The organism is Allobosea sp. LjRoot90, from assembly GCF_964254315.1.
In the GTDB taxonomy this organism is placed as follows: domain Bacteria; phylum Pseudomonadota; class Alphaproteobacteria; order Rhizobiales; family Beijerinckiaceae; genus Allobosea.
This window is the reverse complement of sequence record NZ_CAXUTF020000003.1, coordinates 451,354-477,378: the sequence shown is the minus strand read 5'-3', so window position 1 is coordinate 477,378 and position 26,025 is coordinate 451,354. Positions and strand designations below refer to the sequence as shown.

Genomic DNA, 26,025 nt, shown 5'->3' with positions numbered 1-26,025 from the left:
GGCCGGTCTAAGGATCGCGCGCCACTCTGCAGAAGGACTGTCATGGCCGGCGCCCACAGCATCTCCGTCCGCGTCTATTACGAGGACACCGACTTTTCCGGCGTCGTCTACCACGCCTCCTATCTGCGTTTCATGGAACGCGGTCGCACCGAGCTGATCCGGGCGCTCGGCATCGAGCAGCGCGAGCTCTTCGATGGCGATGCGGCGCTCGGCTTCGCGGTCCGGCGCATGCTGATCGATTTCGTCAGGCCTGCGGTGATGGACGATCTGCTCACGGTTGAGACCAAGCCGACCCTGGCGCGCGGGGCGACCATGGAACTCGACCAGCGCATCCTGCGCGGCGAGGAGGTACTGATCACGGCGCAGGTCAAGGTCGCCTGCGTCGGCGGCGGCAAGGCCCGGCGCATTCCCGATGTGCTCAGGCATCGGCTCGGCCTGGAAATCGTCTGAGCACGCCCGATGCCAACTGGCATCGACGCTGGCCGGCCACCATGTTAGGGCCCGTAACATGAGTTGGAAACGCAACGAGCCCGAGCAGCCGCGCGGCTATCACCACGGCAACCTCAAGGAGGCGCTGGTGCGCGCCGCTTTGGGGCTGATCGGCGAGAAGGGGCCGAACGGCTTCACCTTCGCCGAAGCCGCACGCATGGCCGGCGTCAGCCCGGCCGCGCCCTACCGGCATTATCGCGACCGCGATGAACTGCTGGCCGATGTCGCGGTGCGGGGGTTCACCGCCTTCGAGGCAGCCCTGGCCAAGGCCTGGAACGGCGGCAAGCCGGATGCCGAGACAGCCTTCCACCGTCTCGGTCCGGCCTATCTCGCCTTCGCCCACGACGAGCCGGCCTACTATTCCGCAATGTTCGAAGCCGGCGTCCCGCTCGACGCGAGCCCGGAGCTGCGCACCGCCGCCGATCGCGCCTTCCAGCAATTGCGCCAGGCTGCGGAGACGCTGATCGCGGTGCTGCCGCAAGGAAAGCGGCCACCGGCGCTGATGATGGCGTTGCATATCTGGGCGATGTCGCACGGCGTCGCGGCCCTGTTCGGCCGCGCCGATGCCGGCCGGCGACCGCTGCCGATGTCCGCCGCCGACCTGCTCGAGGCCGGAATGCTGGTCTATCTCAAAGGCTTGGGCCTGCCTCCCGACCAACCTGCCTGATCTCTTTCTGAAATTTTTGATCCGCCTGCCTTGAAAGCCTTGGCAAGTGCGGCCAGATATGTGAATGTGATTTACATTCACACGGTCGGCGAGCGCCGATCGGGGAGGTTGGTCGGCAGCGGCATCCGTCGCTGCCATTCAGGTTCGAGAGGAATCGATGCCGATCGTCGCGAAGCTTGATGAATACGGAAAAGGAGCCTGGCTCGCCTTTGCGGTGCTCGGCTTCATCATTTTCTGGCCGCTGGGTCTGGCGACCCTGGTCTTTCTGTTCTGGAGTGGACGCATGGGACATGGTTGTGGACCGGCACGTTACGAGTACCGGATGAGCCGCCTGCAGGACAAAATGGAGCGCCTGCGCGAGCGCATGGGCGGGGCCCAGCCCTGGGGTCGTGGCGGCTTCGGCGGCGGTTGGGGCCGCGGCGCGTCGAGCGGCAACCGCGCCTTCGACGAATACCGTGACGAGACGCTGCGCCGTCTCGAGGATGAGCAGCGTGAGTTCCACGACTTCCTCGGCCGGCTGCGCATGGCCAAGGACAAGGCGGAGTTCGACGACTTCATGAACACGCGCCGCCCCAGCACCGGCACGGATACCGTCGAAAGCGCCTGACCCGCCCCGTCAGCCCTGTCGACTATCGGCGGCCCGCTTCCTCACGGAAGCGGGCCGTTCGCGTTTATGCGCCGCATCTCGACGAAATGCTTCGCGCACGAGGCCGCGGATACAGCCACGGGCCCCTCCCGGGTGAGGCCCGCACGGCCGTCATAACGCGATATTAACCATGACGGTCCTTAACCTCGACGGGGATTTAACGGGACACAAGGCCTCTGGCGCACGCGAGCACCGCCGTTTGGCCCATCTTTCGCCGAATTCAGCGGCAATTGGTGTCAATGGCATATCCCCGGAGCGCAGATCGGGCGGCGGCGCGACCTTCGCGGCGCAAGCTACAGGCTGTGCGGGACTGAACTTAGTTTCGCGCCCGCCAGGCAGAAGGATGACAGGATGAACCCCGCCGTGGAGATCGCGCAGGCCGCGCCGCAGATCGACATGTCTTTCTGGTCGCTGTTCTGGCACGCCCATATCGTCGTCAAGCTCGTGATGATGGGCCTGCTTGGTGCTTCGGTGTGGTGCTGGTCGATCATCGTCGACAAGACCCTGCTCTACCGCCGTACCCGCCGCGACATGGATGCTTTCGAGGAGGTGTTCTGGTCCGGCCGTTCGCTCGAGGAACTCTATCGCGACCTCGCCAACCGGCCGGTCAACGACATGGCCGCCGTCTTCGTCGCGGCGATGCGCGAATGGAAGCGCTCCTTCGAGAACGGCGGGCGTTCGGTTGCGAGCCTGTCCGCGCGCATCGACAAGGTGCTCGACGTCACCATCCAGCGTGAGGCCGAGCGTCTCGAATCGAAGCTGCTCGTGCTCTCGACCATCGCTTCGGCCGCCCCGTTCATCGGCCTGTTCGGCACGGTCTGGGGCATCATGAATTCCTTCACCGCGATCGCGGTCTCGAAGAACTCCTCGCTCGCCGTCGTTGCCCCCGGCATCGCCGAAGCGCTGTTCGCCACTGCGATCGGCCTGTTCGCCGCGATCCCGGCGCTGATGGCCTACAACAAGCTGCAGGCCGAGGTCGCCAAGGCCCAGAACCGGCTGGAAGCGTTCGCCGACGAGTTCTCCGCGATCCTGTCGCGGCAGATCGACGAACGTCTGGCGGCGTGAGGGGCTGAATCATGGGCATGTCAGCCGCAGCCGGGGCCAAGGCCGGGGGACGCCGTGGGCGTCGCCCGCGCCGTCATGGCGCCATCGCCGAGATCAACATGACGCCGTTCATCGACGTCATGCTGGTGTTGCTGATCATCTTCATGGTGGCCGCGCCGCTGATCGCGACGGGTGTACCAATCGACCTGCCGCAGACCGGCGCCAAGCCGATCAATGTCGATCAGAAGCCGATCACCATCGCCATCGACGACAAGGGCCAGATCTTCCTCCAGGACCAGCCGACGCTCGAGCCTGACCTCGTGCAGAAGCTGCAGAGCATCGCCAAGCAGGGGGTCGAGGACCGGATTTATGTGCGTGGCCACAAGCTGGTGGACTACGGCCGCGTCGCTTCGGTGATGGCGACGATCACCAGCGCCGGCTTCAGGCGGGTGGCGCTGGTCACCGAACCGAATTCGCGTTGAACGAGAAGGTGCCGTCGCGTTGATGGTTTCGCGTTCCGAGCCGGGCTTGGCGATTTCCGCCCTGGGCCACGCGACCGTTCTGGTCGCGGGGCTGCTGGCGTTTGCCGGCGCGACGCCATTGCCCGAGCATCAGGAGGCAATCGCTGTCGAGGTGGTTGATCCCTCGGCGCTGAACCAGGTGACGCGCGGCGAGCGCCAGGCCGAAAAGGTCCAGGAGCAGCCGCAGCAGCGGGCCGAGCGTCAGTCCGACACCGTCGAGCGCAAGGAAGCGGGCGAGGCCAAGCAGGATACGCCTGCGCCGCCGTCGCGCCCGCCGGAGCTCAAGGTCGCCGACGACAATGCCGCAGCGCCGCTGCCGCCCGCGCGTCCGACCCCGAAGCCGACGCCGCCGGCCGAGCCGGTCAAGCAGCCGCCGCAGAAATCCGAGCAGGCCGCAGCCCAAGAAGCCGAACAGCGCCGCGAGGAGCTGGCTAAGTTGGCCGAGGAGGCCGACCGCGAGAGCAAGGCCAAACAGGCCGAGCAAGAGGCCAAGGCCGCAGCCAAGGCGAAAGCCGAGGCCGATGCGCAGGCGCGTGTCGAAGCGGCCAAGGCCGCCAAGCAGAAGGCCGAAGCGGAAGCCAAGGCGAAGGCGGAAGCCGAGCAGAAGGCCAAAATCGCCGCCGAGGCCAAGGCTAAGCGCGAGGCGGAGGCCAAGGCCAAGCGCGAGGCCGAGATCGCCAAGAATTTCAACCCGAACGACATCGCCAAGCTCCTGCAGTCGAAGGAGCAGGCGCAGTCCTCGGGTTCGAGCGCGCCGCAGATCAACCGCACCGCCTCGCTCGGCACCCAGACCGGCTCCTCGCAGAAGCTCTCGCCGTCGCTCAGGGCGCAGTTGATGGGCATCATCCAGGACCAGCTGCAGAAGTGCTGGAACGTGCCGATCGCACTGCAGAGCGCACCGAAGCCGGTGGTGCCGCAGGTGCGCATGAAGCTCAACACCGACGGTTCGCTGATCGGCCAGGCGAGCGTGACCAATTCCTCGTCCGACCCGCTCTTCCGGGTCGCGGCGGATTCGGCGCTGACGGCGACGCGTCGCTGCTCGCCGCTGCGCATTCCCGCGCAATTTGCTTCCTATTATGACGATTGGCGCGACGTCATCGTCAACTTCGACGCCAGGGACGTGCTGTGACCGCCATGGACCGCATCCATCATCCTGCCTTTGACCCGGCTGGCAGGGCCGCCGGGCCGACCCGCCGGCATGCGCTCGCGCTGGCCGGCTCGACGCTGGTCCTGCCGGCGCTGATCGCCCCGGCGCGGGCCGAGCTGGTTATCGACCTGCGCAAGGGCACCTTCCAGCCGATGCCGATCGCGGTCGCCGATTTCGCCGGCGAGGGCGGCGCGCTGGTCTCCGGCATCATCACCAACAACCTGAAACGCTGCGGCTATTTCCTGCCGATCGAGAAGGCGCGTCATCCCGAGAAGAACCCGCCCTTCGACGCAGCGCCCCAGTTCGAAGCCTGGAAGGCGGCCGGCGTGCAGGCGCTGGTGATCGGCCGGGTCTCGCGCGACGGCGGCCGGCTCAAGGCCGAGTTCCGGCTGTGGGATGTGGTCGCGGGCCAGCAGATCGACGGCCAGCAATACTTCACCGACCCGAACAATTCCCGCCGGGTCGGCCACATCATCTCGGACGCGGTCTTCACCAAGATCACCGGCGTCGGCGGCTTCTTCGACACCCGTGTCGTGTTCGTCGACGAATCCGGGTCGAAGGAGGCCCGGCGCAAGCGGCTGGCGATCATGGACCAGGACGGTGCCAATGTGCGCTACCTGACCGATGGCGCGACCTCGGTGGTGACGCCGCGCTATTCGCCGGTGGCCCAGGAGGTGACCTATATGGCGCAGCGCACCGGCGAGCAGCCGCGCGTCCATGTGCTGAACATCGAGACCGGCCAGCGCCAGGTCGTCGGCAATTTTCCCGACATGACGACGAGTCCGCGCTTCTCGCCCAATGGCGCGCGCATCGCGCTCAGCCTGCAGCAGGGCGGCAACGCCAATCTCTATGCGATCGACATCGGCTCGCGCACCACGCAGCGGCTGACCTCGACGGCGGCGATCGACACCTCGCCCTCCTACGCGCCGGACGGCTCGCAGATCGTCTTCGAGAGCGACCGCGGCGGCTCGCAGCAACTGTATCTCATGGGCGCCGGTGGCGGGGAGGGCAAGCGCATCTCCTTCGGCCAAGGTTCCTATTCGCAGCCGTCCTGGTCGCCGCGCGGCGACCTCATCGCCTTTACCCGCCAGGGCAGCGGAGCCTTCTCGATCGGCGTAATGAAGCCCGACGGTTCGGGGGAGCGCATCCTGACCGAGGGCTTCCACAACGAAGCGCCGAACTGGGCGCCGAACGGCCAGTACCTCATGTTCTTCCGCGATCCCGGCGGGCAGTCCGGCGGCAAGCTCTACATGGTCGACATCACCGGCCGCGTCGAAGTGCCGGTGCCGACGCCGGCCTTCGCCTCGGACCCGACCTGGTCGCCGCTGCTCACCGCCGCGCGCTGATGCGGAAATGCAACATCGCTGAGCGGTCGGTTGTCCAGCCACATTTGGTTAACCATACGCCGCAATGCCGCCACTTCGCCTTGTTCTGGCAAGGTCTCGTTTAGGTTGACACTTCATTGATGGGTAACGCGTGACGCCGCCCGGCGCGCTCCGCGTCCGAAATTCGGAGAGAATTGACATGCTCGCCTCCTTTGCCGCCAGCGCCCGTACCGTGCGCCTTGCTGCCGCCCTCATGGGCGCGCTCGCCCTCGGCGCCTGCGCCAAGGATCAGAACGCCGATGGTTTCGGCGCCGGTGGCGCCGCCACTCCCGGTAGCGCGCAAGACTTCGTCGTGAATGTCGGCGACCGCGTCTTCTTCGAGACCGACTCGACCGACCTGACCACGACCGCGGTCGCGACCCTCGACAAGCAGTCGGCCTGGCTGCAGCGCTATCCGCGCTACACTTTCCTGATCGAGGGCCATGCCGACGAGCGCGGCACCCGCGAATACAACTTTTCACTCGGCTCCCGCCGCGCCCAGACGGTTCGCGACTACCTCGCCTCGCGCGGCATCCCGGGCAACCGCATCCGCACCGTCTCCTACGGCAAGGAGCGTCCGGTCGCGGTCTGCAACGACATTTCCTGCTGGTCGCAGAACCGCCGCGCCGTGACGGTGCTCGACGGCGCTGGCGGCGTCTGATCCAGGCGCCCGACGAGAACTTGACGCAGCCGGCGCTTACCGCAAGGAAAGCGCCGGCTTTTTCCATATTTTGGCCGCGGTATTCGCGTGTGATAGTTTAAACCCCCGGGGCGATGCGGTTTGCTTGACATGAACTTTGCCACGACTTCGATCTTGGGCCTGAAGCGGCTCTCGCTGTGGCGCGGCCTGCTCGCCGGCCTGTCCCTGCTGGCGATCGGCCTGATCCAGCCTGCCGCGGCGCAGGATGCCGCCGATCTCGTGGTGCGGACGAGCCGCCTCGAAAACCAGCTGCGCCAGCTCTCCGGCCAGATCGAGCAATTGCAGTTCGAGAACCGGCGCCTGACCGAGCAGTTGCGGAAATTCCAGGAAGATGTCGACTTCCGCCTGTCGGAGCGCGGTGGACAGCGCAGCACCGCCGCGCCGGCGCCGCAGGGCACCCGCCCGGCCAATCCTCCGCCACCGCCCGGGCGCGAGCGTCGCGGCGACGCTTTCGATCCGGCTGCTCAGCCGGGAGCCGCGGGCGGGCCGCGTCAGCTCGGCCAGATCATCGACGAAGAGTTCGCCGGCAATCAGGGGCAGGGTCCGATGGACCTGTCCAATGTCGGCCGCCCGGTGCCGGAAGGGGCACTGCCACCGACGGCGCCACGTGGCCCGAGCGTCGCTGCGACCGGGCAGGCGGGCACCCCGCGCGAACTCTACGACCTCGCCTATGCGCATGTGCTGCGTAAGGAATACGAGCGCGCCGAGATGAGCTTCCGCGAGTTCCTGCAGAGCTATCCGCGCGACCGGCTGGCGCCCGACGCGACCTTCTGGCTCGGCGAGAGCTATTTCCAGCGCCAGCGCTATCGCGAGGCGGCCGAGCAGTTCCTGAAGATCTCGCGCGATTATCCGAAGGCCGGCAAGGGCCCCGACAGCCTGCTCAAGCTCGGCATGTCGCTGAACGGGCTCGGCGCGCGCGACCAGGCCTGCGCCACCTTCGCCAAGGTCGGCGTCGACTATCCCGCCGCCTCGAACACGGTGCGCCAGGGCGTGGAGCGCGAGCAGCGACGCGCCCGCTGCGCTTGATCGCGACACCCCCAGGGACTGCCGAATACGAACCCCTGACGGCGGCAGACGCCGCTGTCCTGTTTGCTCCGCTTGCGGGCGAGGAAGCACTGGTCGTCGCAGTGTCCGGCGGGCCGGACTCCGTCGCTCTCCTCGCGCTTCTTGCCGAGTGGGCCAGCCGTGGCCGCCCACGGCTCCTGGCTGTCACCGTCGATCACGGCCTGCGCCCCGAGGCGGCCGACGAAGCGCTGATGGTCGCCCGGCTCTGCGCCGGATTCGGTGTCGAGCATCGCACGAAGCGCTGGCTGGGCCATAAGCCGCAGACTGGCTTGCAGGAGAAGGCGCGCGCCGCCCGCTACGCCCTGCTGGCAGAGGAGGCGAGGGCGTTTGGCGCGGCTGCGATCGTCACCGCCCATACCCTCGACGACCAGGCCGAGACCTTGCTGATGCGCATGGCCGCCGGCTCCGGCCTCGCCGGCCTCGCGGGGATGGCGCCGCGTAGCTCGGTGAACGGAGTCGTGCTCGCAAGGCCGTTGCTCGGCGTCGAGAAAGCCCGGCTCGTCGCGACCTGCAAGGCGCGTGAGCTCTCCTTCGTACGCGATCCGTCCAACGACGACCCGCGCTTCGCACGCATCCGCTGGCGCGAGCTATTGCCGGAGCTGGCGCAAGACGGGTTGACCGCCGAGCGGCTCGGTCAGCTCGCCCGCCGGCTGGCACGGGCTGATGAGGCCCTGGATGCCCTCGCTGTACGTGCTCTGGCAACGTTGCCTGCCGGCGAGGAAGCTGGAGAGCGCTGGTTCGATTTCGCGCGGCTTTGCCAAGAACCCGAGGAGATCGTCATCCGGGGCCTGGCTCTCGCGCTTGCCGCAGCGCAGGACAGCGACGAGGAGGCCGATGTGCCGCTGCGCCTGGCGCGGATCGAGGATTGCGCGCAGGCCCTGATCGCCGCCGCACGCGAGGGCAGGGCGCTGCGCCGTACGCTCGGCGGCTTCCGTCTTTCGCTTGCCGGCGATGGCGTCCTGACACTCAGTCGCGAGGGCGAGAGGCGCCGGGGCGTTCACCCTGCGACGGTATAACCCGAAGAAGGACGACGCTTCCCTTGGCAAGGAGGCATGTCAGCCCTAGATTAAGCAGCGAAAACCACAGGCTCGCGCGGCAATTCCGCTGGCGAGCGGATCGGAACCCTGATGAATCCGAACTTCCGCAATTTCGCCCTCTGGGTGGTGATCTTCCTGCTGGTTCTGGCGCTGGTCACCTTGTTCCAGAGCCCGAGCCAGCGCGCCAGCACCAACGAAATTCCCTTCAGCCAGCTGATCAACGAGTCCGAAGCCGGCCGCGTCGCCAGTGTGGTGGTGGCGGGGCCGGAGATTACCGGCACCTTCTCCGACGGCCGAAGCTTTGTCGCTTACGCGCCATACAACGATCCGCAGCTCGTCAGGACCCTGGCGCAGAAGGGCGTGCAGGTTTCGGCCCGCGCTCCCTCCGAAGGCACGCCCTGGTTCATGGCGCTGCTCGTCAATTCGCTGCCCTTCGTGATCTTCATCGGCCTGTGGATCTTCATGTCCCGCCAGATGCAGAACGGTGCCGGCCGGGCGATGGGCTTCGGCAAGTCGAAAGCCAAGCTCCTCACCGAGGCGCATGGCCGCGTCACCTTCGAGGACGTCGCGGGCATTGACGAGGCCAAGGAAGACCTGCAGGAGATCGTCGAATTCCTGCGCGATCCGCAGAAGTTCCAGCGCCTCGGCGGGCGTATTCCGCGCGGCGTGCTGCTGGTCGGCCCTCCGGGCACCGGCAAGACCTTGACCGCGCGCGCCGTCGCCGGCGAGGCGAATGTGCCGTTCTTCACCATCTCCGGCTCGGACTTCGTCGAGATGTTCGTCGGCGTCGGCGCATCGCGTGTCCGCGACATGTTCGAGCAGGCCAAGAAGAATGCGCCTTGCATCATCTTCATCGACGAGATCGACGCGGTCGGCCGCCATCGCGGCGCCGGCCTCGGCGGTGGCAATGACGAGCGCGAGCAGACGCTGAACCAGTTGCTGGTCGAAATGGACGGCTTCGAGCCGAACGAGGGCGTGATCATCATCGCCGCGACCAACCGGCCCGACGTGCTCGACCCGGCGCTGCTGCGTCCGGGCCGCTTTGACCGTCAGATCGTGGTGCCGAACCCGGACGTCGCCGGCCGCGAGAAGATCCTGCGCGTGCATGTCCGCAAGGTCCCGCTCGCTCCCGACGTCGACCTCAAGATTCTGGCCCGCGGCACGCCGGGCTTCTCCGGCGCGGACCTGATGAACCTCGTCAACGAGGGCGCGCTGCTCGCTGCTCGACGCGGCAAGCGCATGGTCACCCATGCCGAATTCGAGGACGCCAAGGACAAGGTCATGATGGGCGCGGAGCGCAAATCGATGGCGATGTCCGAGGAAGAGAAGAAGCTGACCGCCTATCACGAGGCCGGCCATGCCATCGTCGGCCTCTATGTGCCGGCCGGCATCCCGGTCCACAAGGCGACGATCATCCCGCGCGGCCGCGCGCTCGGCATGGTCAAATTCCTGCCGGAAGGTGACCGCTACTCGATGAAATTCAAGGAGTTCACCTCGCAGCTCGCGGTCGCCATGGGCGGGCGCGTAGCGGAAGAGATGACCTTCGGCATGGAGAATGTGACCTCCGGAGCCACGGGCGACATCCAGCAGGCGACCAAGATGGCCAAGGCCATGGTCACCCAGATGGGCTATTCCAAGGAGCTCGGCATGGTCGCCTATGGCGACAACCAGGAAGAGGTTTTCCTTGGCATGTCGATGGGCCGGACCCAGAGCGTGTCGGAGGCGACCGCGCAGAAGATCGATTCCGAGGTACGCAAGCTGGTCCATCAGGGCTATCTCGACGCCACGGCGATCCTGACCGAGCATCATGAGCAGTTTGTCGCGGTGGCCGAGGCGCTGCTCGAGTTCGAGACCCTGACCGGCGACGAGATCCGCGACCTGATCGCGGGCAAGCGCCCGTCGCGCGACGCCGACGACACACCGCACGCGCCGCGCGGTTCGGCTGTGCCGAGCGCCGGCAAGGGCCGCAAGCGCGACGAGCCCGATACCGGGCTGGAGCCGCAGCCGCAGGCCTGAGCGGGACAAGACCGTAAAAGCGATCAAAGGGCGGCCTTCGAGCCGCCCTTTGTCATGCTGATCCCCCGTCATTCGCGCCGATTGGGGATAGCCGATGCTTGATAGATACGATCCGACACAATTTGTGAGAAGCTGAGCGGGCAAAACGCCTGTATGAGCTGCAAAAGCAATGAGCCGGACAAGGCTCCGAGGACGACCATGACACGCAAATACTTCGGTACCGATGGCATTCGCGGGCGCGCCAATGGCGTGATCACGCCGGACCTCGCCATGCGTGTCGGCCAGGCGACCGGCATCGCCTTCCGCCGCGGCGAGCATCGCCACCGCGTGGTGATCGGCAAGGATACGCGGCTCTCTGGCTACATGATCGAGACTGCGCTGATCGCCGGCTTCACCTCTGTCGGCATGGATGTGCTGCAGCTCGGCCCGATGCCGACGCCGGCCGTGGCGATGCTGACCCGCTCGATGCGGGCCGATCTCGGCGTGATGATCTCGGCTTCGCACAACCCTTATGAAGACAACGGCATCAAGCTGTTCGGGCCGGACGGCTATAAGCTCAACGACGAGGTCGAGGCGGAGATCACCCGGCTGATCGATTCCGATCTCGGCAAGCAGCTGTCGTCCTCGGCAATGCTCGGCCGGGCCAAGCGCATCGACAGCGCCCATGCGCGCTATATCGAGTTCGCCAAACGGACCCTGCCGCGCAATCTCGGCCTGGATGGCCTGCGCATCGTGCTCGATTGCGCCAATGGCGCCGCTTACAAGGTCGCGCCCGAGGCGCTCTGGGAACTGGGCGCCGAGGTCATCACCATCGGCGACGAGCCGGATGGCTTCAACATCAACAAGGATGTCGGCTCGACCAAGCCAGCGGCACTCAGCCAGAAGGTGCGCGATCTGCGTGCCGATCTCGGCATTGCGCTCGACGGCGACGCCGATCGCGTCCTGATCGTCGACGAGCAGGGTCAGGTCGTCGATGGCGACCAGCTGATGGGCGTGATCGCCCGCAGCTGGCAGGAGGATGGGCGTCTTTCCGCCCCTGGCATCGTCGCCACCGTGATGTCCAATCTCGGCCTTGAGCGCTATCTGGCGGGTCTCGGCCTGTCGATGGCGCGCACTGCGGTCGGCGATCGCTATGTGCTGGAGCACATGCGCGCGAACGGCTTCAATCTCGGCGGCGAGCAGTCCGGCCATATCATCCTCTCGGATTATGGCACGACCGGTGATGGCCTTGTCGCGGCGCTGCAATTGCTCGCCGTGGTCAAGCGGCAGGAAAAGCCGGTCTCCGAGGTCTGCCATTGCTTCGAGCCGCTGCCGCAGATCCTCAAGAACGTCCGCTACAAGCAGGGGCGCCCGCTCGAGGAGAAGCCGGTCGTCAGCGCGATCAAGGCGGCCGAACAGCTGCTGGGCGAGAGTGGGCGGCTGGTGATCCGTCCCTCGGGCACCGAGCCGGTGATCCGCGTCATGGCCGAGGGCGATGATCGCGACCTCGTCATGCGCGCCGTCGATGAGGTGGTCGACGCGGTGACCAAGGCAGCCGCCTGAGCGGACATCGTCGCGGTTCTTCCGGGCGGGCCGCCGAGCCCATCTCACGAATCCGGAGTTCCGCGCCCGTTGCTGCGCGGCGCTCGGGATGTCAGCACTGTTCCGTGCGCGAGAAGTAAGTCCCACAACCCGCAAAGCAGCCGTTTACGGACTGATAGGGTTGTTTTTTAGGGTTAAGCCTCATTTAAGAAATCAGTGGCAAGGTTTCCCCATCGGTAACTCGCGTGCGCTTGAGTCCAGCTGCATGCAAACTCGAAGGGGCCTGCCATGCGCAGCCTGAAAACCCTTGCGCTTGCAGGCGCCATGGCCGTGAGCGCGTCCGCCATCGCCCAGGCGGCAGATTTCCCGATGGCCCCGCCGCCCGCTCCTCCGCCGCCGGAACTGCGCGGCACGATCAGCTCGGGCATCTATCTGCGCGGCGATATCGGCGTCGGCGTCACGAATTACGGCAGTTACCAGCAGGCGGAGATCAGCCAGTTCGGCGGAAGCTTCGTCGCCAAGGAAGAAAGCTCCACATCCTTCTTCGGCGGTGCGGGTATCGGCTATCGCTTCAACAACTGGTTCCGGGTCGACGGCACGCTGGAATATCGCGGCGGGGCCACGATCGGCGCCACCGACGTGGTCTTCAACCCCTTCATCGGCGGCAATCAGACCAACACCTACAAGGGCAACCTCTCCTCGATCGTCGCCCTGTTCAACGCCTATGTCGATCTCGGTACCTGGAACTGCCTGACGCCCTATATCGGCGCCGGTATCGGCTATGCGACCAACCGCATCACCGGCCTGACCGACCAGGGCCTGCAGTTCAACGGCGCCGGCACGCTGGGCACGGCCGGCAATGGCGACAAGTCGGGCGTGGCCTGGGCGCTGATGGCCGGCGTCGGCTACGAGGTGAACAAGAACCTCACGCTCGAAGTGGGCTACCGCTATCTCAATCTCGGCGACGCCAACTCGGGGCGTATCCGCAACGCCTTCCTGAACGAGACCTACTCGCCGCTGAAGGTCAAGGATATCGACAGCCACGATTTCCGCATCGGCATGCGCTGGAACTTCGGCGAGCCGGATTGCTGCGGCCCGGTCGAGCGCCCGGTCACCTACGCGCCGGCCCCGGTCGTGCGCAAGTACTGAACGGCTCTCCAATCCTAGCGACGATTTTGCGGCGCGGTCGAAAGACCGCGCCGTTCGTTTGAGCGGTCTCGCATGCGTGCGTACGCATGGGGAAGGTGCTTTTCGCGGAGACGCCGCGCTGCGACCTGCCGCTCGAAGTCGCGGCAATTAATCGATCGCTTCAATACAGGCGGTCGAAATTACCTTGGGTTAAGCCCGGCGCTAAAGATCGACCGGCCCGGCGCAGCCTGTTCACGAGCACTTAAACCCCTCCTGCTTTGCTGGCTGGCAGCAAGCCGGGGGGATTTGCATATGACACTGAGCCTTTTGGCACGGTCGGCCTTAGCGCTTGCCGTGATCGCACCGAGTTGGGGCACTCCCGTCTCGGCGACCGAGGCCGAGCCGCGACCCGGCGCCGCTTCGGTCTGCGACAGTTCCGACGATGCGCCGACCGACGCTTTCGGCTTCACCGACAGCTCGGGCATCGCCGACCTCGGCGGCGGCAGCCTTGGCCTGACGCTGGGCGGCAATGCCGGTGTTCGCGAAGGGCGCTCGCGCAGCCGCAGCGCCACGTTGACCGGGTCCTATGGGCTTCTGCCATGTCTCGAGATCGGCGCCTCGCTGTTCGGCGGCACGACACGCTCGGTCATCGCCCGCGACAGGCTCAAGGACAGGAGCCATGGCGCCGGCCTGGAAATGCGCTACCGCCTGCTGAATCACAGCCATCACGGTTTTGGCCTGACCTTCGGCATGGATGTCGGCGCCGAGCGCAACGACGACAAGCAGACGGGCCGCTTCGACAGCTACAACACCGGATTCCGCCTGCTGGCCGACCGCGTCCTGATTTCGGAGACGCTCTACGCCGCCATCAACGTCTCCCATAACATGGTTTGGAACGGGACCGAGCCTTTCTCACGGTCCTCGACCTTCGCCGCCGGCGCGGCCCTGGCCTGGCAGGTCGTCGATGGCGTTTTCCTGAGCGGCGAGGTCCGGCATCTGCGGCAGCAGAATTCGCTCGGCTTCGGCAACCATGCCGGCCACGCCACTTTCGTCGGACCCGGCCTCTATTGGCAGGCGACCGAGCGGCTGGCGCTGTCCATCGCCTACAATGTCCAGGTCACAGGCCATGAGCGCGGCCGCCACGGCCCGCTCGACCTGACCAATTTCAGCCGCCATCTCGTCCAGGTCGATATCGGCTGGACGTTCTGAATTCCGTGCGGCGGTGTGCCCGCCGCTTGGCGATCAAATCGCTTCCAAGCCTTGTCCGGGGTCCGTGACAGCCTCTAGATGGTTTGCGGTCGCGCGCGTTTCGTCAGCGGCCGAACAGCCGTTGCGAGGATACGACCATGAAGACACGCGCCGCCGTCGCCTGGGAAGCCGGTAAGCCGCTGACGATCGAGACCATCGAGATCGGCGGGCCGAAGGCCGGCGAGGTTCTGGTCGAGGTGATGGCGACCGGCATCTGCCACACCGACGCCTATACGCTGTCGGGCCTGGACTCCGAGGGCAAGTTCCCGGCGATCCTCGGCCATGAGGGCGCCGGTATCGTGCGCGAGGTTGGCGCGGGCGTCACGACGCTTAAAGCCGGCGACCACGTCATCCCGCTCTACACGCCGGAATGCCGCAGCTGTAAGTCCTGCCTGTCGCGCCGGACCAATCTCTGCACCTCGATCCGGGCGACGCAGGGGCAGGGGCTGATGCCGGACGGCACCTCGCGCTTCTCCTGCGAAGGCGGTGAGGTCTTCCACTATATGGGCTGCTCGACCTTCGCGAACTTCACCGTGCTGCCCGAGATCGCGCTGGCGAAGGTCCGCGAGGACGCCCCCTTCGACAAGATCTGCTATATCGGTTGCGGCGTGACCACCGGCATCGGTGCGGTGATCTACACGGCCAAGGTCTGGCCAGGCGCGAACGTCGTCGTCTTCGGGCTCGGCGGTATCGGCCTCAACGTCATCCAGGGCGCCCGCATGGTCGGCGCCGACAAGATCATCGGCGTCGACATCAACCCGGGCAAGCGCGCCATGGCCGAGAAGTTCGGCATGACCGACTTCATCAACCCCGCCGAGATCGGCAACGACAAGGTGGTGCAGGCGATCGTCGACCTGACCGGCGGCGGCGCCGACTTCTCCTTCGACGCCACCGGCAACACCAATGTGATGCGCCAGGCGCTGGAGTGCTGCCATCGCGGTTGGGGCGAATCGATCATCATCGGCGTCGCCGAAGCCGGCAAGGAGATCGCGACCCGGCCGTTCCAGCTCGTCACCGGCCGCGTCTGGAAGGGCACTGCCTTCGGTGGCGCGAGGGGGCGTACCGACGTGCCGAAGATCGTCGACTGGTACATGGAGGGGAAGATCAATATCGACGATCTTATCACCCACAAGCTCTCGCTCGACGAGATCAATCACGGTTTCGACCTGATGCATGAGGGCAAGTCGATCCGCTCGGTCGTGGTCTACTGAGAATACCAGGCGGGTCTCCCGGAACGCTTCTGCCCGATCATCGTTGATCGGGACGGCGCATCGGGGGACCAGCCATGACAGCAGCCAAACCAGGGAGCGCCAGCCGCTCCCTCTTCACCCGCCTGTCGCAGGCGACGGCGCACTGGGCCGGCAAGCCGCAGACCTTCTTCATCGCGCTCGCCATCATCGTCATTTGGGCGGTATCGGGACCGTTCTTCGGCTTCAATGACACCTGGCAATTGGTGATCAACACCTCGACGACGATCGTCACCTTCCTGATGGTGTTCATCATCCAGAACAGCCAGAACCGTGATACCGCGGCGATGCAGATCAAGCTCGACGAGCTGATCAACAAGATCGAAGGCGCGCGCGAGGAGCTGCTCGATCTCGAGGAGCTCGACGAGGACAAGCTCGAGGAGATGCGGGCGGAGTTCGAGGAGCTGGCGCGCAAGGCACGCGCGGCTCGCGAAGGGCGCCCCGGCTGAAGACCACTGCGACCCTGCCCGGCTGGACGCAGGCAGCCGCCACGCTATCCTTCGCCGCGGAGCGCCCGATGCGGTGCGAATCGGCCGGGGACAACGCCATGCGGGGCGCAGGTTGGCGGAGGCTTGGCCTGGCGATGCTGCTCTCGCTCGTGAGCACGGCCGTCGGCGCGGCCGAACCGCTCCTCGATGTCCAGGATGTCGCCGCGCTGCGCCGGCTTGAAGCGTCGGGTTACGGGCTGTCCGATATCCTTGGCAGCGGGCCGGCCAAGAGCACGGCCGATCTCGCCCGCGACAGCGCCGCCTTCCGGACGATCGCCAGCCATGTCGGCGAGGACGTCACCGCGCTGCGTGCCGAGATGCTGGCCAATGGCCGCAAGCTCTACGAGGTCACGGACGGTAATGTCGGCCGGGTCATCGACCTGCGCTGGCTGCGCTCGCCGATCGCGCGGTTCCAGCTGACCGCCGTGGTCAACCGGCTCGACCGGCAGGATTTCGCCACGCTGTCCGGCGAGACCAGCTGCGGCGAGGTACGCCTGATCTACCGGCTCGCCTATGCTTTCGACGATGCGAAGCTGAAGCGCCGGCTGGCCTCGCGTTTGCCGTTCACGCTGAACGCGGTCTTCAGCGTCAGGGCGGGCGAGGGCGGCTCCTGCCGCGAGGCCGCGCAAGCCTGGCTGATCGCGCCTGTCGGCGATCCGGCCATGCTGGCGCGACGGCTTGCCGAAGGACCGCTGGCGAAGGAGCGGATCAGTCTCAAGCAGGTCGAGGTCAACGCCCAGATCGTGCGCTTCCCGTCCGGCATGGAGACCGAGTTCGGTGGGCAGGCCGCCTATCTGCAGCGCGTCTTCGCGGCGTCCCGCAGCGAAGGGAGCCTCATACTCAAGCCGAAGCCGCTGGAGAACACGCCCGACGTGGCGCGGCTGAAGACCGATGCGGCGCTGCGGCAGGGCTTGATCGACTACGTCAGAACCAATCTCCCGGCGATCGACCGGGGCGTCTATCAGGTTCCCGAGCGCTTCCTGGCGACGAAGGCGATCTCCTATTCGACCTTCGGCAGCGCCCGATTGGCCAACCACCCCTTCACCGAGGCCGTGCCGGCAGCCGCGCTGACCGGGCTCGATTTCGGCGCAACCCGGCTGGTGCGCAACGGGAAGGCGCTGCTGGAGCGGCTCGACAACGGCTCCTGCATGGGCTGCCATCAGGCCGGCGCCACCGCCGGCTTCCACATGTTCGGGCTCGACGACGGCTCGACCTCGCCGCTGAACCGGATCAAGGCCGGCATCTCCCCGCATTTTTACGCGGAAGGTTTTCGCCGCGCGGCCTATGTCGCAGCGGTCGCTGATGGCACCGAGCCGGCGCGTTACCGTCCGCCGTCCTTCGCACCGCCGGCGAACTGGCAAACTGGCCCACCCTTCGCCTATAAGCCGGCTGCGCTGACCATGCCTTGCCTGACGGGCGAGAGCGCCCGGGCCTTCGGCGAGAGCTGGGGCTGTGCCGGGGGCTCGGTCTGCAAGCCGCTGGTCGAGAGCAAGGCGGTCGGGATCGAGTTCGGCCAGTGCGTCAGGCTCGACGAGGCCCGCAACTTCTCCGGCCAACCCTGCCTGACCGGGGCGATCACTACTGCTGCCGGCAAGCCCTATCTCGATCGCTACCGCAAGACCGGGCAGTTCGGCGCCTTTGCCACGGGCTTCTCGCAGAGCGCCTTCAACTGCCGGCCGGCCAAGATCGGTGTTCCCGCCGGAATGGCCTATCGCCAGTGCACGCCCGCCGATCGGACCTTCGCCGGCTTTGCCAATGGCAAGGTGCCGGACGAGATCTGCGGGCTCGCCGGCGGCAAGGCCTTCGACGATTGCGTTGCGACCAATCGCTTCGATGAGTGCCTGTCGAAGGCGGTGACGCGCGGCAATCGCGGCACCTGCAGCGCCACCAGCTTCTGCCGCGAGGATTACATGTGCCAGGCGATTCCGGACGACGTGCCGGGCGCGACCACGACGGTGAAGGATTACGGCTTCTGCTCGCCGACCTATTTCCTGTTCCAGATGCGCATCGACGGGCACCCAGATCCGCAGGCGCGCTGACGAGGGTAGGGGTACGCGATGTCACGGCGGCTGGACAAATCCTGGGTGGTGTTTCGCAGCATAGAGAACGGCGAGCATGATCGCTGCGTCGACCTGTTCCGGCGGCCAGATCACAGTTTCGGCTTCGAGGAGTTTCGTCGCGATGCCGAGGATGAAGGCCGCTGGACGCCGGTGCAGTACTATTCCGGCCTGAGCTATGGGAGCGAAGCCGAAGCGCTGGCTGCGGCGGCAACCGTCGTCGGCTGGCTGGCGGAGGCGCTTGCGGCGAGGCCGTTGCGATAACCGGAAGAGCGCTTGCCGGATTAGCGGCGTGGTTATCCCGCCAGCACGAAGTCGAAGCGGCCGAGCTGGCCGCCTTCGGCCGGGCGCAGGCTCATCAGCAGCTTTTGATCGAACAGGCTGTCGCGGCGATTGCCGGGCTCGTCGGGAAAATAGAGTTGGGTGGTCAAAACCGGGCTCTGCGTGCCGGCACGCACCTTCACATGGAGGTGACGCGTGCGGCCGGTATAGAGCCCCGGCGCGCGCGTGATGAACTGGTAGCGCCCCTGCTGGTCGGCGAAGAGGTGGCCACGGAAGCGGAAGCCGCGATTGTCATACTGGCCGCCGGCATCGGCATGCCAGAAATCGAGCAGGGCGCCCGCAACCGGCCGGCATTGCCGCGTCAGCACGAAACCGCTCAGCACCAGCAAGGTGCCATTGCCGTCGGCCCGCAGATCGGCGCTCTGGGGAGAGGACGGGGTGAAGAACGGGCCTTCGGTCTGGCGTGGCGTCGCGGTGGCGTGTCCCTCGCAGGCTGGGGTCGCCGGCAGGTCGACGCTTTGTGCGAATGCATCGGCGGGGAGGGTGAGGCCTGCGAAGCCTGCGGCCGAGAGGCGCGCGAGCAGGTCACGGCGGCTTGGAGCGTCTGACATGGCTTTCCCCTCTTTGCGCCTTGCGGCGCCGCCATTCTTGCCACAGGAGCCATGTCCGATTTCAGGCGAAGGCGCCGCCTCGCCGAACTGTGATGGTGGCTGAGGCTGGGAAGTCTCCTGTGGGCACATTGCATCCATGTGCCGGCGCGCTGGCGACCGGTCGCGTTTTTCGGCAATAGTCGCGCCCGCGAGGGAGGCGAGGCGTCCCGTTTAAGCAGGCTCTGAGGGACGGCATGTCGACCGATATCGAGATCGCCCGGGCGGCGACGCTTAAGCCGATCGGCACCGTCGCCGAGGAAGCCGGCATCCCAGAGGCGGCGCTGCACCCTTTCGGCAAATACATCGCCAAGATCGAAACCGACGCGATCCCGGATTTCGCCGAGAGGCCCGACGGCAAGCTCATCCTCGTCACCGCGATCAGTCCGACGCCGGCCGGCGAGGGCAAGACCACGACGACGGTCGGGCTCGGCGACGGGCTGAAGCGTCTCGGCAAGCGCACCATGATCGCGCTGCGCGAGCCTTCGCTCGGTCCCTGTTTCGGCCAGAAGGGCGGAGCAGCCGGCGGCGGCTATGCCCAGGTCGTGCCGATGGAGCAGATCAACCTGCACTTCACCGGCGACTTCCACGCCATCACCAGCGCGCACAACCTGCTGGCGGCGATGCTCGACAACCATGTCTACTGGGGCAACGGGCTCGATCTCGACGAGCGCCATATCGCCTGGCGCCGGGTGGTCGACATGAACGACCGGGCGCTGCGTTCGATCGTCTCCTCGCTCGGTGGGGCGACGAACGGCTTCCCGCGCGAGGACGGCTTCGACATCACCGTCGCCTCCGAGGTGATGGCGATCTTCTGCCTCGCCAACGATCTTGCCGATCTCGAGGAGCGGCTCGGTCGCATCGTCATCGGCCGCACCCGCAGCAAGCGTCCGGTCACGGCGGCCGAGCTCAACGCTCAGGGCGCGATGACGGTGCTGCTGCGCGACGCGCTGATGCCGAACCTGGTGCAGACGCTGGAGGGCACGCCTGCCTTCGTCCATGGCGGGCCCTTCGCCAACATCGCCCATGGCTGCAATTCGGTGATCGCAACGCGCGCCGCGCTGAAGCTCGCCGACTATGTCGTCACCGAGGCCGGTTTCGGCGCCGATCTCGGGGCCGAAAAATTCTTCGACATCAAGTGCCGTAAGGCCGGGCTGAAGCCGGATGTCGCGGTGGTGGTCGCGACCGTGCGGGCTCTCAAGATGCATGGCGGCGTCGCGCGCGACCTGCTCGGCAACGAGAACCTCAAGGCGCTGGAGGTGGGCCTTTCCAATCTCGCCCGCCATGTCGAGAATGTCCGCAAGTTCGGCGTGCCGGCGATCGTCGCGATCAATCATTTCACCAGCGACACCACTGCCGAGCACGCACTGATCCAGAATTTCTGCCGCAACCATCTTGGCGTCGAAGCGGTGGTCTGCCGGCACTGGGCCGAGGGTGGGGCCGGCACCGCCGAGCTCGCGACCAAGGTCGCGGTGCTGACGGAAAGCGGCGAGGCGGATTTCGCGCCGCTCTATCCGGACGCGATGCCATTGCGCCAGAAGCTCGAGACGATCGCGCACGAGATCTACGGTGCCGCCGGCGTCTCGATGGACGCCAAGGTGACCGCGCGCATCGCCGAACTCGAAGCGGCCGGCTATGGCAACCTGCCGATCTGCGTGGCGAAGACGCAGTATTCCTTCTCGGCCGACCCGACGCTGCGCGGCGCGCCCTCAGGGCATATCGTACCGGTGCGTGAGCTCAGGCTCTCGGCCGGCGCCGGCTTCATCGTCGCGATCTGCGGGGACATCATGACCATGCCCGGCCTGCCGCGCCAGCCGGCTGCCGAGCGCATCTACATCGACGCGCACGGCCAGATCGAGGGGCTGTTCTAGCCCGTTTCGTCGTCATTCCGGGGCGTTGCGCAGCAGCGAGCCCGGAATCCATGACTACGGCGTTACTCCAGTTCGTCATGCTCGCCCTTGTGGCGAGCACCCACGTCTTGAACACCACTTTCGATCAGTGAAGACGTGGATGGTCGGCACAAGGCCGACCATGACGGTGAGGGCGTGTTCATGGGTTCCGGGCTCAGGCCTGTGGCCTGCCCCGGAATGACGCTCTAGCCCGGCCGCATTCGTCAACGAAGTGTAAACCATATCGTGGCCACCATGGCCCCGTGCGCTTTCGAACATGTCGGAAGGCGCAGGAGATGCCGACGAGATGGGTTTGCTGACCGCCTGGACCAATTCGGGCCTGAAGGCGCGTGTGCTCATGCTCGTCCTGGCGACGCTGGTCGCGATCGCGGTGCCGGCCTCCGGCATCTTCCTCTGGATGGTCAACGGCACGGTGGTGAAGCTCGGCACGCTCTTCGCCGAGAAGCAGATCCTGTTCGACCGCTATCGCGGGCTGGAAGCGCTGATGCGCGAGGTCTCGCTGGCCGAGACGGTGGCGCGCGCGCCGGTGATCGTCGAATGGGCGCAGGACGAGACCGATCCGGAGAAGGCCAAACGCGGGCTCGCCGAACTCGAGCACTATCGGCTCTCCTTCACCGACCGCAGCTATTTCGCCGTCGTCGACAAGAGCGGAAACTACTATTTCAACGACAAGGACAACACCTACGAGCACAACCGGCTGCGTTATACCGTCTCGCCGAATGCTGCGCAGGACATCTGGTACTTCAAGACGCGCGCGCTCGGCAAAGGCTGCCATCTCAACGTCAACCGCGACGAGGTGCTCTCCGTCACCAAGGTCTGGATCAATTGCATCATCCAGAAGGATGGCAAGGTCCTCGGCCTGATCGGCACCGGCGTCGACCTGACCCAGTTCATCAGGGAGGTCGTCGAATTCCCGCAGACCGGCGTGCAGAGCATGTTCGTCGATCTGCAGGGCGCGGTGCAGGCGCATCGCGATCCGCGCGTGGTCGACTTCCACAGTCTGACCAAGGACATCTCGGCCAAGAAGACGATCTTCCGCCTGCTCGACGAGGAGGGCGACCGCAAGGCGCTCGCCGACATGATGCAGCGCGTGGCCAAGGGCGAGGCGGTCGTCCTCTCTCGCTTCATGCAGATGGACGGACACGAGGTCCTGGTCGGCGTCGGTTTCCTCGACCGGCTCGGCTGGTTCAACGTCACGGTGATGGATGTCGACGCCATCATCGATCGCAAGCTGTTTGCGCCGATCGCCGGGTTGATGGTCGCGATCCTCATCGTGGCCGCCGGGCTGATGACCTTCCTGTTCAAGCGCAAGGTGCTCGACCGGCTGGCATGGGTCGAGCAGGGCGTCGTCCGGGTCCGCGCCGGCGACTTCTCCGCCGTTGCGAAGGAGGAGGGGAATGATGAGATCGCCCGGCTCTCGCGCGCCTTCAACGAGATGGCCCAGGCCGTCGGCGACAATACCGGGCGGCTCGAGGCGATGGTCGCCGAGCGCACGCAGAAGCTCGAAAAGCTGGCGCAGCATGACCCGCTGACCTCGGTGCTGAACCGTCGCGGTTTCGAGGAGGTTTTCGCGCGCGAGCAGAACCGGGCCCGGCGCGATGGCAAGGCCTGCGGGCTCATCATCGTCGACCTCGACCGCTTCAAACTCGTCAATGACGATTACGGCCACCATGCCGGGGATGAGGTGTTGATCGCCTGCGCCCGGCGGATGCTCTCGACCTTACGCAGCTACGATGCCTGCGCCCGCTGGGGCGGCGACGAATTCATCCTGCTGATCAGCGATTGCACGGCGGAGTCGCTCGCGACGATGGCGAGCAAGATCGCGACGCTGCTGCGCGAGGCGCCGGTCGCGCTCAGCGATGGCCGGGCGGTGCCGATGACGGCGAGCCTCGGCGCGGCCATGGCGCGGCCTGAGGACAGCCTGACCGATGCCGCTGCGCGCGCCGATGCGGCGCTCTATCAGGTCAAGCGCAATGGCCGCGACGGCGTCGCGATCGACGAGCCGCAATCCGCCGCCATGCTGCGCCGGGTGGTCTGAGGCCTCAACCGAACACCAGCTGCACCTTCATCGCCTTGGACTTGTCGGCGGCCAGTTCAAAAGCCTCGACGGCGCGCTCGATCGGGATCGAGGCGGTGAGCAGCGGCGAGAGGTCGATCCTGCCCGACGCGATCAGCTCGACCGCCCAGTCGAACTCCTCGTGGAAGCGGAACGAGCCGCGCAAGTCGAATTCCTTGGCGACGACGACATTCATCGGAATGGTGAAATTGCCGCCGACGCCGATCTGGACGATCACTGCGCCGGGGCGCAGCACATCGAAGGCGCCCGTCAGCGCGTGCTGGTTGCCCGAGCATTCGAACATGACGTCGAAGGCGCCCTTCTGCGCGCCGTAATCGGCCTTCAGCCGCTCCGGCTCAGCCATGACGTTGATCGCAGCTGTCGCGCCCATCTTGAGTGCGATCGGCAGCGGGCCGTCGACCACGTCGGTGACGACGATTTCGGAAGCACCGGCGGCGCGGGCGGCGACCACGGTCAGCACGCCGATCGGCCCGGAGCCGGTGACGAGGACGCGCTTGCCGAGAAGCGGTCCAGCCCGCTTGACCGCATGCAGGCAGACGGCGAGGGGTTCGGCGAAGGCGGCCTGCGCCGCGCCGACATGGCCGGGCAGCTTCACCGCCTGGCGCTCCTCGATGACCAGCACCTCGCGGAATCCGCCCTGGACATGGGGGAAGCGCATGGCGCTGCCGTAGAACAGCATGTCCACGCAGTGCTGCTGCTGGCCGGCCTGGCAATAGCGGCAACGGCCGCAGGCCCGGCTCGGATTGACCGCAACGAGGTCGCCCGGCTTGACGCGCGAGACCTCGCCGCCGACCGCCTCGACGATGCCGGCGATCTCATGGCCGAGGATCAGAGGCTCGCGCACCCGGATCGTGCCGAAGCCGCCATGGAGATAATAATGCAGGTCGGAGCCGCAGATGCCGCCGGCCTTGATCGCGACCTTGACGTCGAGCGGACCGAGTTCCGGAACGGCCGCATCCTCGACCCGCAGGTCCTTCTCGGCATGGATCACGACGGCGCGCATGACGAAGTCTCCTGTGAGCGGCGGCCATGCGGCTGCGGCATTGTCTAATCGTTTTAAACCGCTTACCCAAGCCTGGACGCGCTGCCAAGCCGCAAGATCAGCCGCCGAAGGGGAGGATAGGATGTCGCTCAATCTGTTCAAGCTCGACGGGCGCATCGCGCTGGTGACCGGCTCCGGCCAGGGCATCGGCCTCGCGATCGCCGAAGGCCTCGCTGCCGCCGGCGCCCATGTCGTGCTGAATGGCCGCGACACCGGCAAGCTGGAGAAGGCGCGCGATGCGATTGCGGCTGCCGGCCATAAGGCTTCGATCGCGGCCTTCGACGTCACCGACCAAAAGGCGGTCGAGGCGGGCGTTGCCAAGATCGAGGCCGAGACCGGGCCGATCGACATCCTGATCAATAATGCCGGCACGCAAAAGCGCGGCGCCTTCGTCGACTTCCCGGCCGAGGACTGGCACTTCCTGATGGCGACGAACCTGCACTCGGTGTTCTATGTCAGCCAGGCGGTGGCCAAGCGCATGGCCCCGCGCAACCGCGGCAAGATCGTCAATATAGGCTCGGTGATGAGCAAGCTCGGCCGGCCGAGCATCGTGCCCTACACGGCGTCGAAGGGCGCGGTCAGCCTGATGACGCAGGGGCTCGCCGCCGAACTAGGCAAGCACAACATCCAGGTCAACGCGATCGGCCCCGGCTATTTCGTCACCGAATTGAATCAGGCGCTGATCGCCGACGAGACCTTCTCGAACTGGGTGAAGAGCCGCGCCCCGGTCGGCCGCTGGGGCGAAACCAAGGAGCTGGCGGGGGCGGCGATCTTCCTGTCCTCGGAAGCTTCCGACTATGTCAGCGGCCACCTGCTGATGGTCGATGGCGGCCTGACCGCGGTGGTGTGAGGCTTGGCCGTCATGCTCGGGCTTGACCCGAGCATCTTAGGCCGGATGAGGCTCCTACAGCGCCCCATCGTCATGAGATTCTCGGGTCTGCGCTTCGCTTCGCCCGAGAATGACGCTGAAACGCTACACCTTCAGAAAAGCATTCTGCGGAAAGAGGATTTTCCGCGCCTCGTCGTCGACCTCGGTCTTCCAGGCGAACTTGTCCTTGAGCGCGACGGCGCGCTGTGCCGCCGGCCGGGCCGAGATCTCGTCGAGATGGCGCCGGACATTGCCAAGCTTGGCGAAGGCTTCGTCGCCGAGCGCGAACTGCGCGCGCGTCGCCCAGCCCCAGACCGCCATGTCGATCAGCGTGTAGTCATCGCCAAGCATGTAGCGGTGCTTGCCGAGCTGATCGTCGAGCAGGCCCCAGTGCCGCTCGGCCTCGCGGCCATAGCGGTTGATCGCATAGGGCACCTTCTCCGGCGCCATGCGCGAAAAATGCACGGACTGGCCGGTATAGGGGCCGATGCCGGTGGCGACGAACATCAGCCAGGACAGCATCTGGCCGCGCATCTCAGCTGTGTCCGGCGGCAGGAACTGGCCGGTCTTCTCGGCGAGGTAGAGCAGGATCGCGTTGCTGTCGAAGATCCTGACGTCGCCATCGGTCAGGGCTGGGGTCTTGCCGTTCGGGTTGATGGCGAGGAAATCGGGCTTGAACTGATCGCCCTTGCGGGTGTCGACCGGCACGAATTCGTAGGGCAGGCCGGCCTCTTCCAGGAAGAGCGCGATCTTCGCCGGGTTGGGCGAGGGGTGGTAGTAGAAGCGGATCATCTATGCTCTCCGGTGGAAGCGC

At 66.3% G+C, this 26,025-nt stretch carries 24 protein-coding genes; 21 read left to right on the top strand and 3 right to left on the bottom strand.

The genetic code is table 11. The features are described 5' to 3' along the window. Positions 1-42 precede the first annotated feature (42 nt). The 18 genes from ybgC to ACSQ3M_RS14290 all read left to right on the top strand — a co-directional run bounded on the left by ybgC (position 43) and on the right by ACSQ3M_RS14290 (position 18,649). A complete protein-coding gene (gene ybgC / locus ACSQ3M_RS14375; RefSeq protein ID WP_436150748.1) occupies positions 43-450 on the top strand; it encodes a tol-pal system-associated acyl-CoA thioesterase in 408 nt (135 codons plus the stop codon). 58 nt (positions 451-508) lie between these two features. Beyond that, positions 509-1,156, top strand: coding sequence for a TetR/AcrR family transcriptional regulator (locus tag ACSQ3M_RS14370; RefSeq protein ID WP_436150747.1), 648 nt, complete (start codon positions 509-511; stop codon positions 1,154-1,156). Positions 1,157-1,313: 157 nt separating this feature from the next. Continuing rightward, on the top strand, positions 1,314-1,763 hold the full coding sequence (locus ACSQ3M_RS14365; protein ID WP_436150746.1) for a DUF2852 domain-containing protein: 450 nt from the start codon (positions 1,314-1,316) through the stop codon (positions 1,761-1,763). 390 nt (positions 1,764-2,153) lie between these two features. Further along, positions 2,154-2,867: a protein TolQ gene (gene tolQ / locus ACSQ3M_RS14360; RefSeq protein ID WP_126115987.1), complete on the top strand. Its 714-nt coding sequence runs from the start codon at positions 2,154-2,156 to the stop codon at positions 2,865-2,867. A gap of 11 nt (positions 2,868-2,878) precedes the next feature. Then, positions 2,879-3,328, top strand: coding sequence for an ExbD/TolR family protein (locus tag ACSQ3M_RS14355; protein WP_436150745.1), 450 nt, complete (start codon positions 2,879-2,881; stop codon positions 3,326-3,328). 46 nt (positions 3,329-3,374) lie between these two features. Beyond that, positions 3,375-4,496 (top strand): cell envelope integrity protein TolA, encoded by a 1,122-nt coding sequence (gene tolA / locus ACSQ3M_RS14350; RefSeq protein WP_436150744.1) that lies wholly within the window; start codon positions 3,375-3,377, stop codon positions 4,494-4,496. Between the two features lie 5 nt (positions 4,497-4,501). Beyond that, on the top strand, positions 4,502-5,860 hold the full coding sequence (gene tolB, locus ACSQ3M_RS14345; RefSeq protein WP_436150743.1) for a Tol-Pal system beta propeller repeat protein TolB: 1,359 nt from the start codon (positions 4,502-4,504) through the stop codon (positions 5,858-5,860). 178 nt (positions 5,861-6,038) lie between these two features. Continuing rightward, positions 6,039-6,539, top strand: coding sequence for a peptidoglycan-associated lipoprotein Pal (gene pal / locus ACSQ3M_RS14340; RefSeq protein WP_436150742.1), 501 nt, complete (start codon positions 6,039-6,041; stop codon positions 6,537-6,539). Between the two features lie 129 nt (positions 6,540-6,668). Then, complete coding sequence (ybgF, locus tag ACSQ3M_RS14335; RefSeq protein ID WP_436150741.1) at positions 6,669-7,604, top strand: tol-pal system protein YbgF; 936 nt, start codon at positions 6,669-6,671, stop codon at positions 7,602-7,604. Further along, positions 7,601-8,659, top strand: a complete 1,059-nt coding sequence (gene tilS, locus ACSQ3M_RS14330; protein ID WP_436150740.1) for a tRNA lysidine(34) synthetase TilS — start codon at positions 7,601-7,603, stop codon at positions 8,657-8,659. Before ybgF ends, tilS begins: the two co-directional genes overlap by 4 nt. Before the next feature lie 111 nt (positions 8,660-8,770). Beyond that, positions 8,771-10,696 (top strand): ATP-dependent zinc metalloprotease FtsH, encoded by a 1,926-nt coding sequence (ftsH, locus tag ACSQ3M_RS14325; protein WP_436150739.1) that lies wholly within the window; start codon positions 8,771-8,773, stop codon positions 10,694-10,696. A gap of 198 nt (positions 10,697-10,894) precedes the next feature. Further along, on the top strand, positions 10,895-12,238 hold the full coding sequence (glmM, locus tag ACSQ3M_RS14320) for a phosphoglucosamine mutase (protein WP_436150738.1): 1,344 nt from the start codon (positions 10,895-10,897) through the stop codon (positions 12,236-12,238). Between the two features lie 267 nt (positions 12,239-12,505). Then, positions 12,506-13,366 carry an outer membrane protein gene (locus ACSQ3M_RS14315; protein ID WP_436150737.1) on the top strand — a complete coding sequence of 287 codons (861 nt, stop codon included), beginning with the start codon at positions 12,506-12,508 and terminating at the stop codon, positions 13,364-13,366. 291 nt (positions 13,367-13,657) lie between these two features. After that, on the top strand, positions 13,658-14,554 hold the full coding sequence (locus tag ACSQ3M_RS14310; RefSeq protein ID WP_436150736.1) for a hypothetical protein: 897 nt from the start codon (positions 13,658-13,660) through the stop codon (positions 14,552-14,554). Between the two features lie 137 nt (positions 14,555-14,691). Continuing rightward, positions 14,692-15,804, top strand: coding sequence for an S-(hydroxymethyl)glutathione dehydrogenase/class III alcohol dehydrogenase (locus ACSQ3M_RS14305; RefSeq protein ID WP_436150735.1), 1,113 nt, complete (start codon positions 14,692-14,694; stop codon positions 15,802-15,804). Between the two features lie 74 nt (positions 15,805-15,878). Then, on the top strand, positions 15,879-16,289 hold the full coding sequence (locus ACSQ3M_RS14300) for a low affinity iron permease family protein (protein ID WP_436150734.1): 411 nt from the start codon (positions 15,879-15,881) through the stop codon (positions 16,287-16,289). Between the two features lie 98 nt (positions 16,290-16,387). Further along, complete coding sequence (locus tag ACSQ3M_RS14295; protein WP_436150733.1) at positions 16,388-18,367, top strand: hypothetical protein; 1,980 nt, start codon at positions 16,388-16,390, stop codon at positions 18,365-18,367. An 18-nt stretch (positions 18,368-18,385) separates the two neighbouring features. After that, positions 18,386-18,649, top strand: coding sequence for a hypothetical protein (locus ACSQ3M_RS14290; protein WP_436150732.1), 264 nt, complete (start codon positions 18,386-18,388; stop codon positions 18,647-18,649). A gap of 32 nt (positions 18,650-18,681) precedes the next feature. Here ACSQ3M_RS14290 and ACSQ3M_RS14285 read toward each other — a convergent pair whose 3' ends face one another. After that, complete coding sequence (locus ACSQ3M_RS14285) at positions 18,682-19,278, bottom strand: intradiol ring-cleavage dioxygenase (protein ID WP_436150731.1); 597 nt, start codon at positions 19,276-19,278, stop codon at positions 18,682-18,684. Between the two features lie 233 nt (positions 19,279-19,511). Between ACSQ3M_RS14285 and ACSQ3M_RS14280 the strand changes: the two genes are divergently transcribed. Then, a complete protein-coding gene (locus ACSQ3M_RS14280; RefSeq protein WP_436150730.1) occupies positions 19,512-21,185 on the top strand; it encodes a formate--tetrahydrofolate ligase in 1,674 nt (557 codons plus the stop codon). Between the two features lie 325 nt (positions 21,186-21,510). Next, the gene (locus ACSQ3M_RS14275) at positions 21,511-23,262 is read left to right on the top strand and encodes a sensor domain-containing diguanylate cyclase (protein ID WP_436150729.1); all 1,752 of its coding nucleotides are present in this window, start codon (positions 21,511-21,513) and stop codon (positions 23,260-23,262) included. A 4-nt stretch (positions 23,263-23,266) separates the two neighbouring features. Here ACSQ3M_RS14275 and ACSQ3M_RS14270 read toward each other — a convergent pair whose 3' ends face one another. Then, complete coding sequence (locus ACSQ3M_RS14270; RefSeq protein WP_436150728.1) at positions 23,267-24,304, bottom strand: L-idonate 5-dehydrogenase; 1,038 nt, start codon at positions 24,302-24,304, stop codon at positions 23,267-23,269. 121 nt (positions 24,305-24,425) lie between these two features. Here ACSQ3M_RS14270 and ACSQ3M_RS14265 point away from each other — a divergent pair, with 121 nt between their 5' ends. After that, on the top strand, positions 24,426-25,193 hold the full coding sequence (locus tag ACSQ3M_RS14265; RefSeq protein WP_436150727.1) for a glucose 1-dehydrogenase: 768 nt from the start codon (positions 24,426-24,428) through the stop codon (positions 25,191-25,193). Between the two features lie 123 nt (positions 25,194-25,316). Here ACSQ3M_RS14265 and ACSQ3M_RS14260 read toward each other — a convergent pair whose 3' ends face one another. Next, positions 25,317-26,003 (bottom strand): glutathione S-transferase family protein, encoded by a 687-nt coding sequence (locus ACSQ3M_RS14260; RefSeq protein WP_436150726.1) that lies wholly within the window; start codon positions 26,001-26,003, stop codon positions 25,317-25,319. Positions 26,004-26,025: the final 22 nt, after the last annotated feature.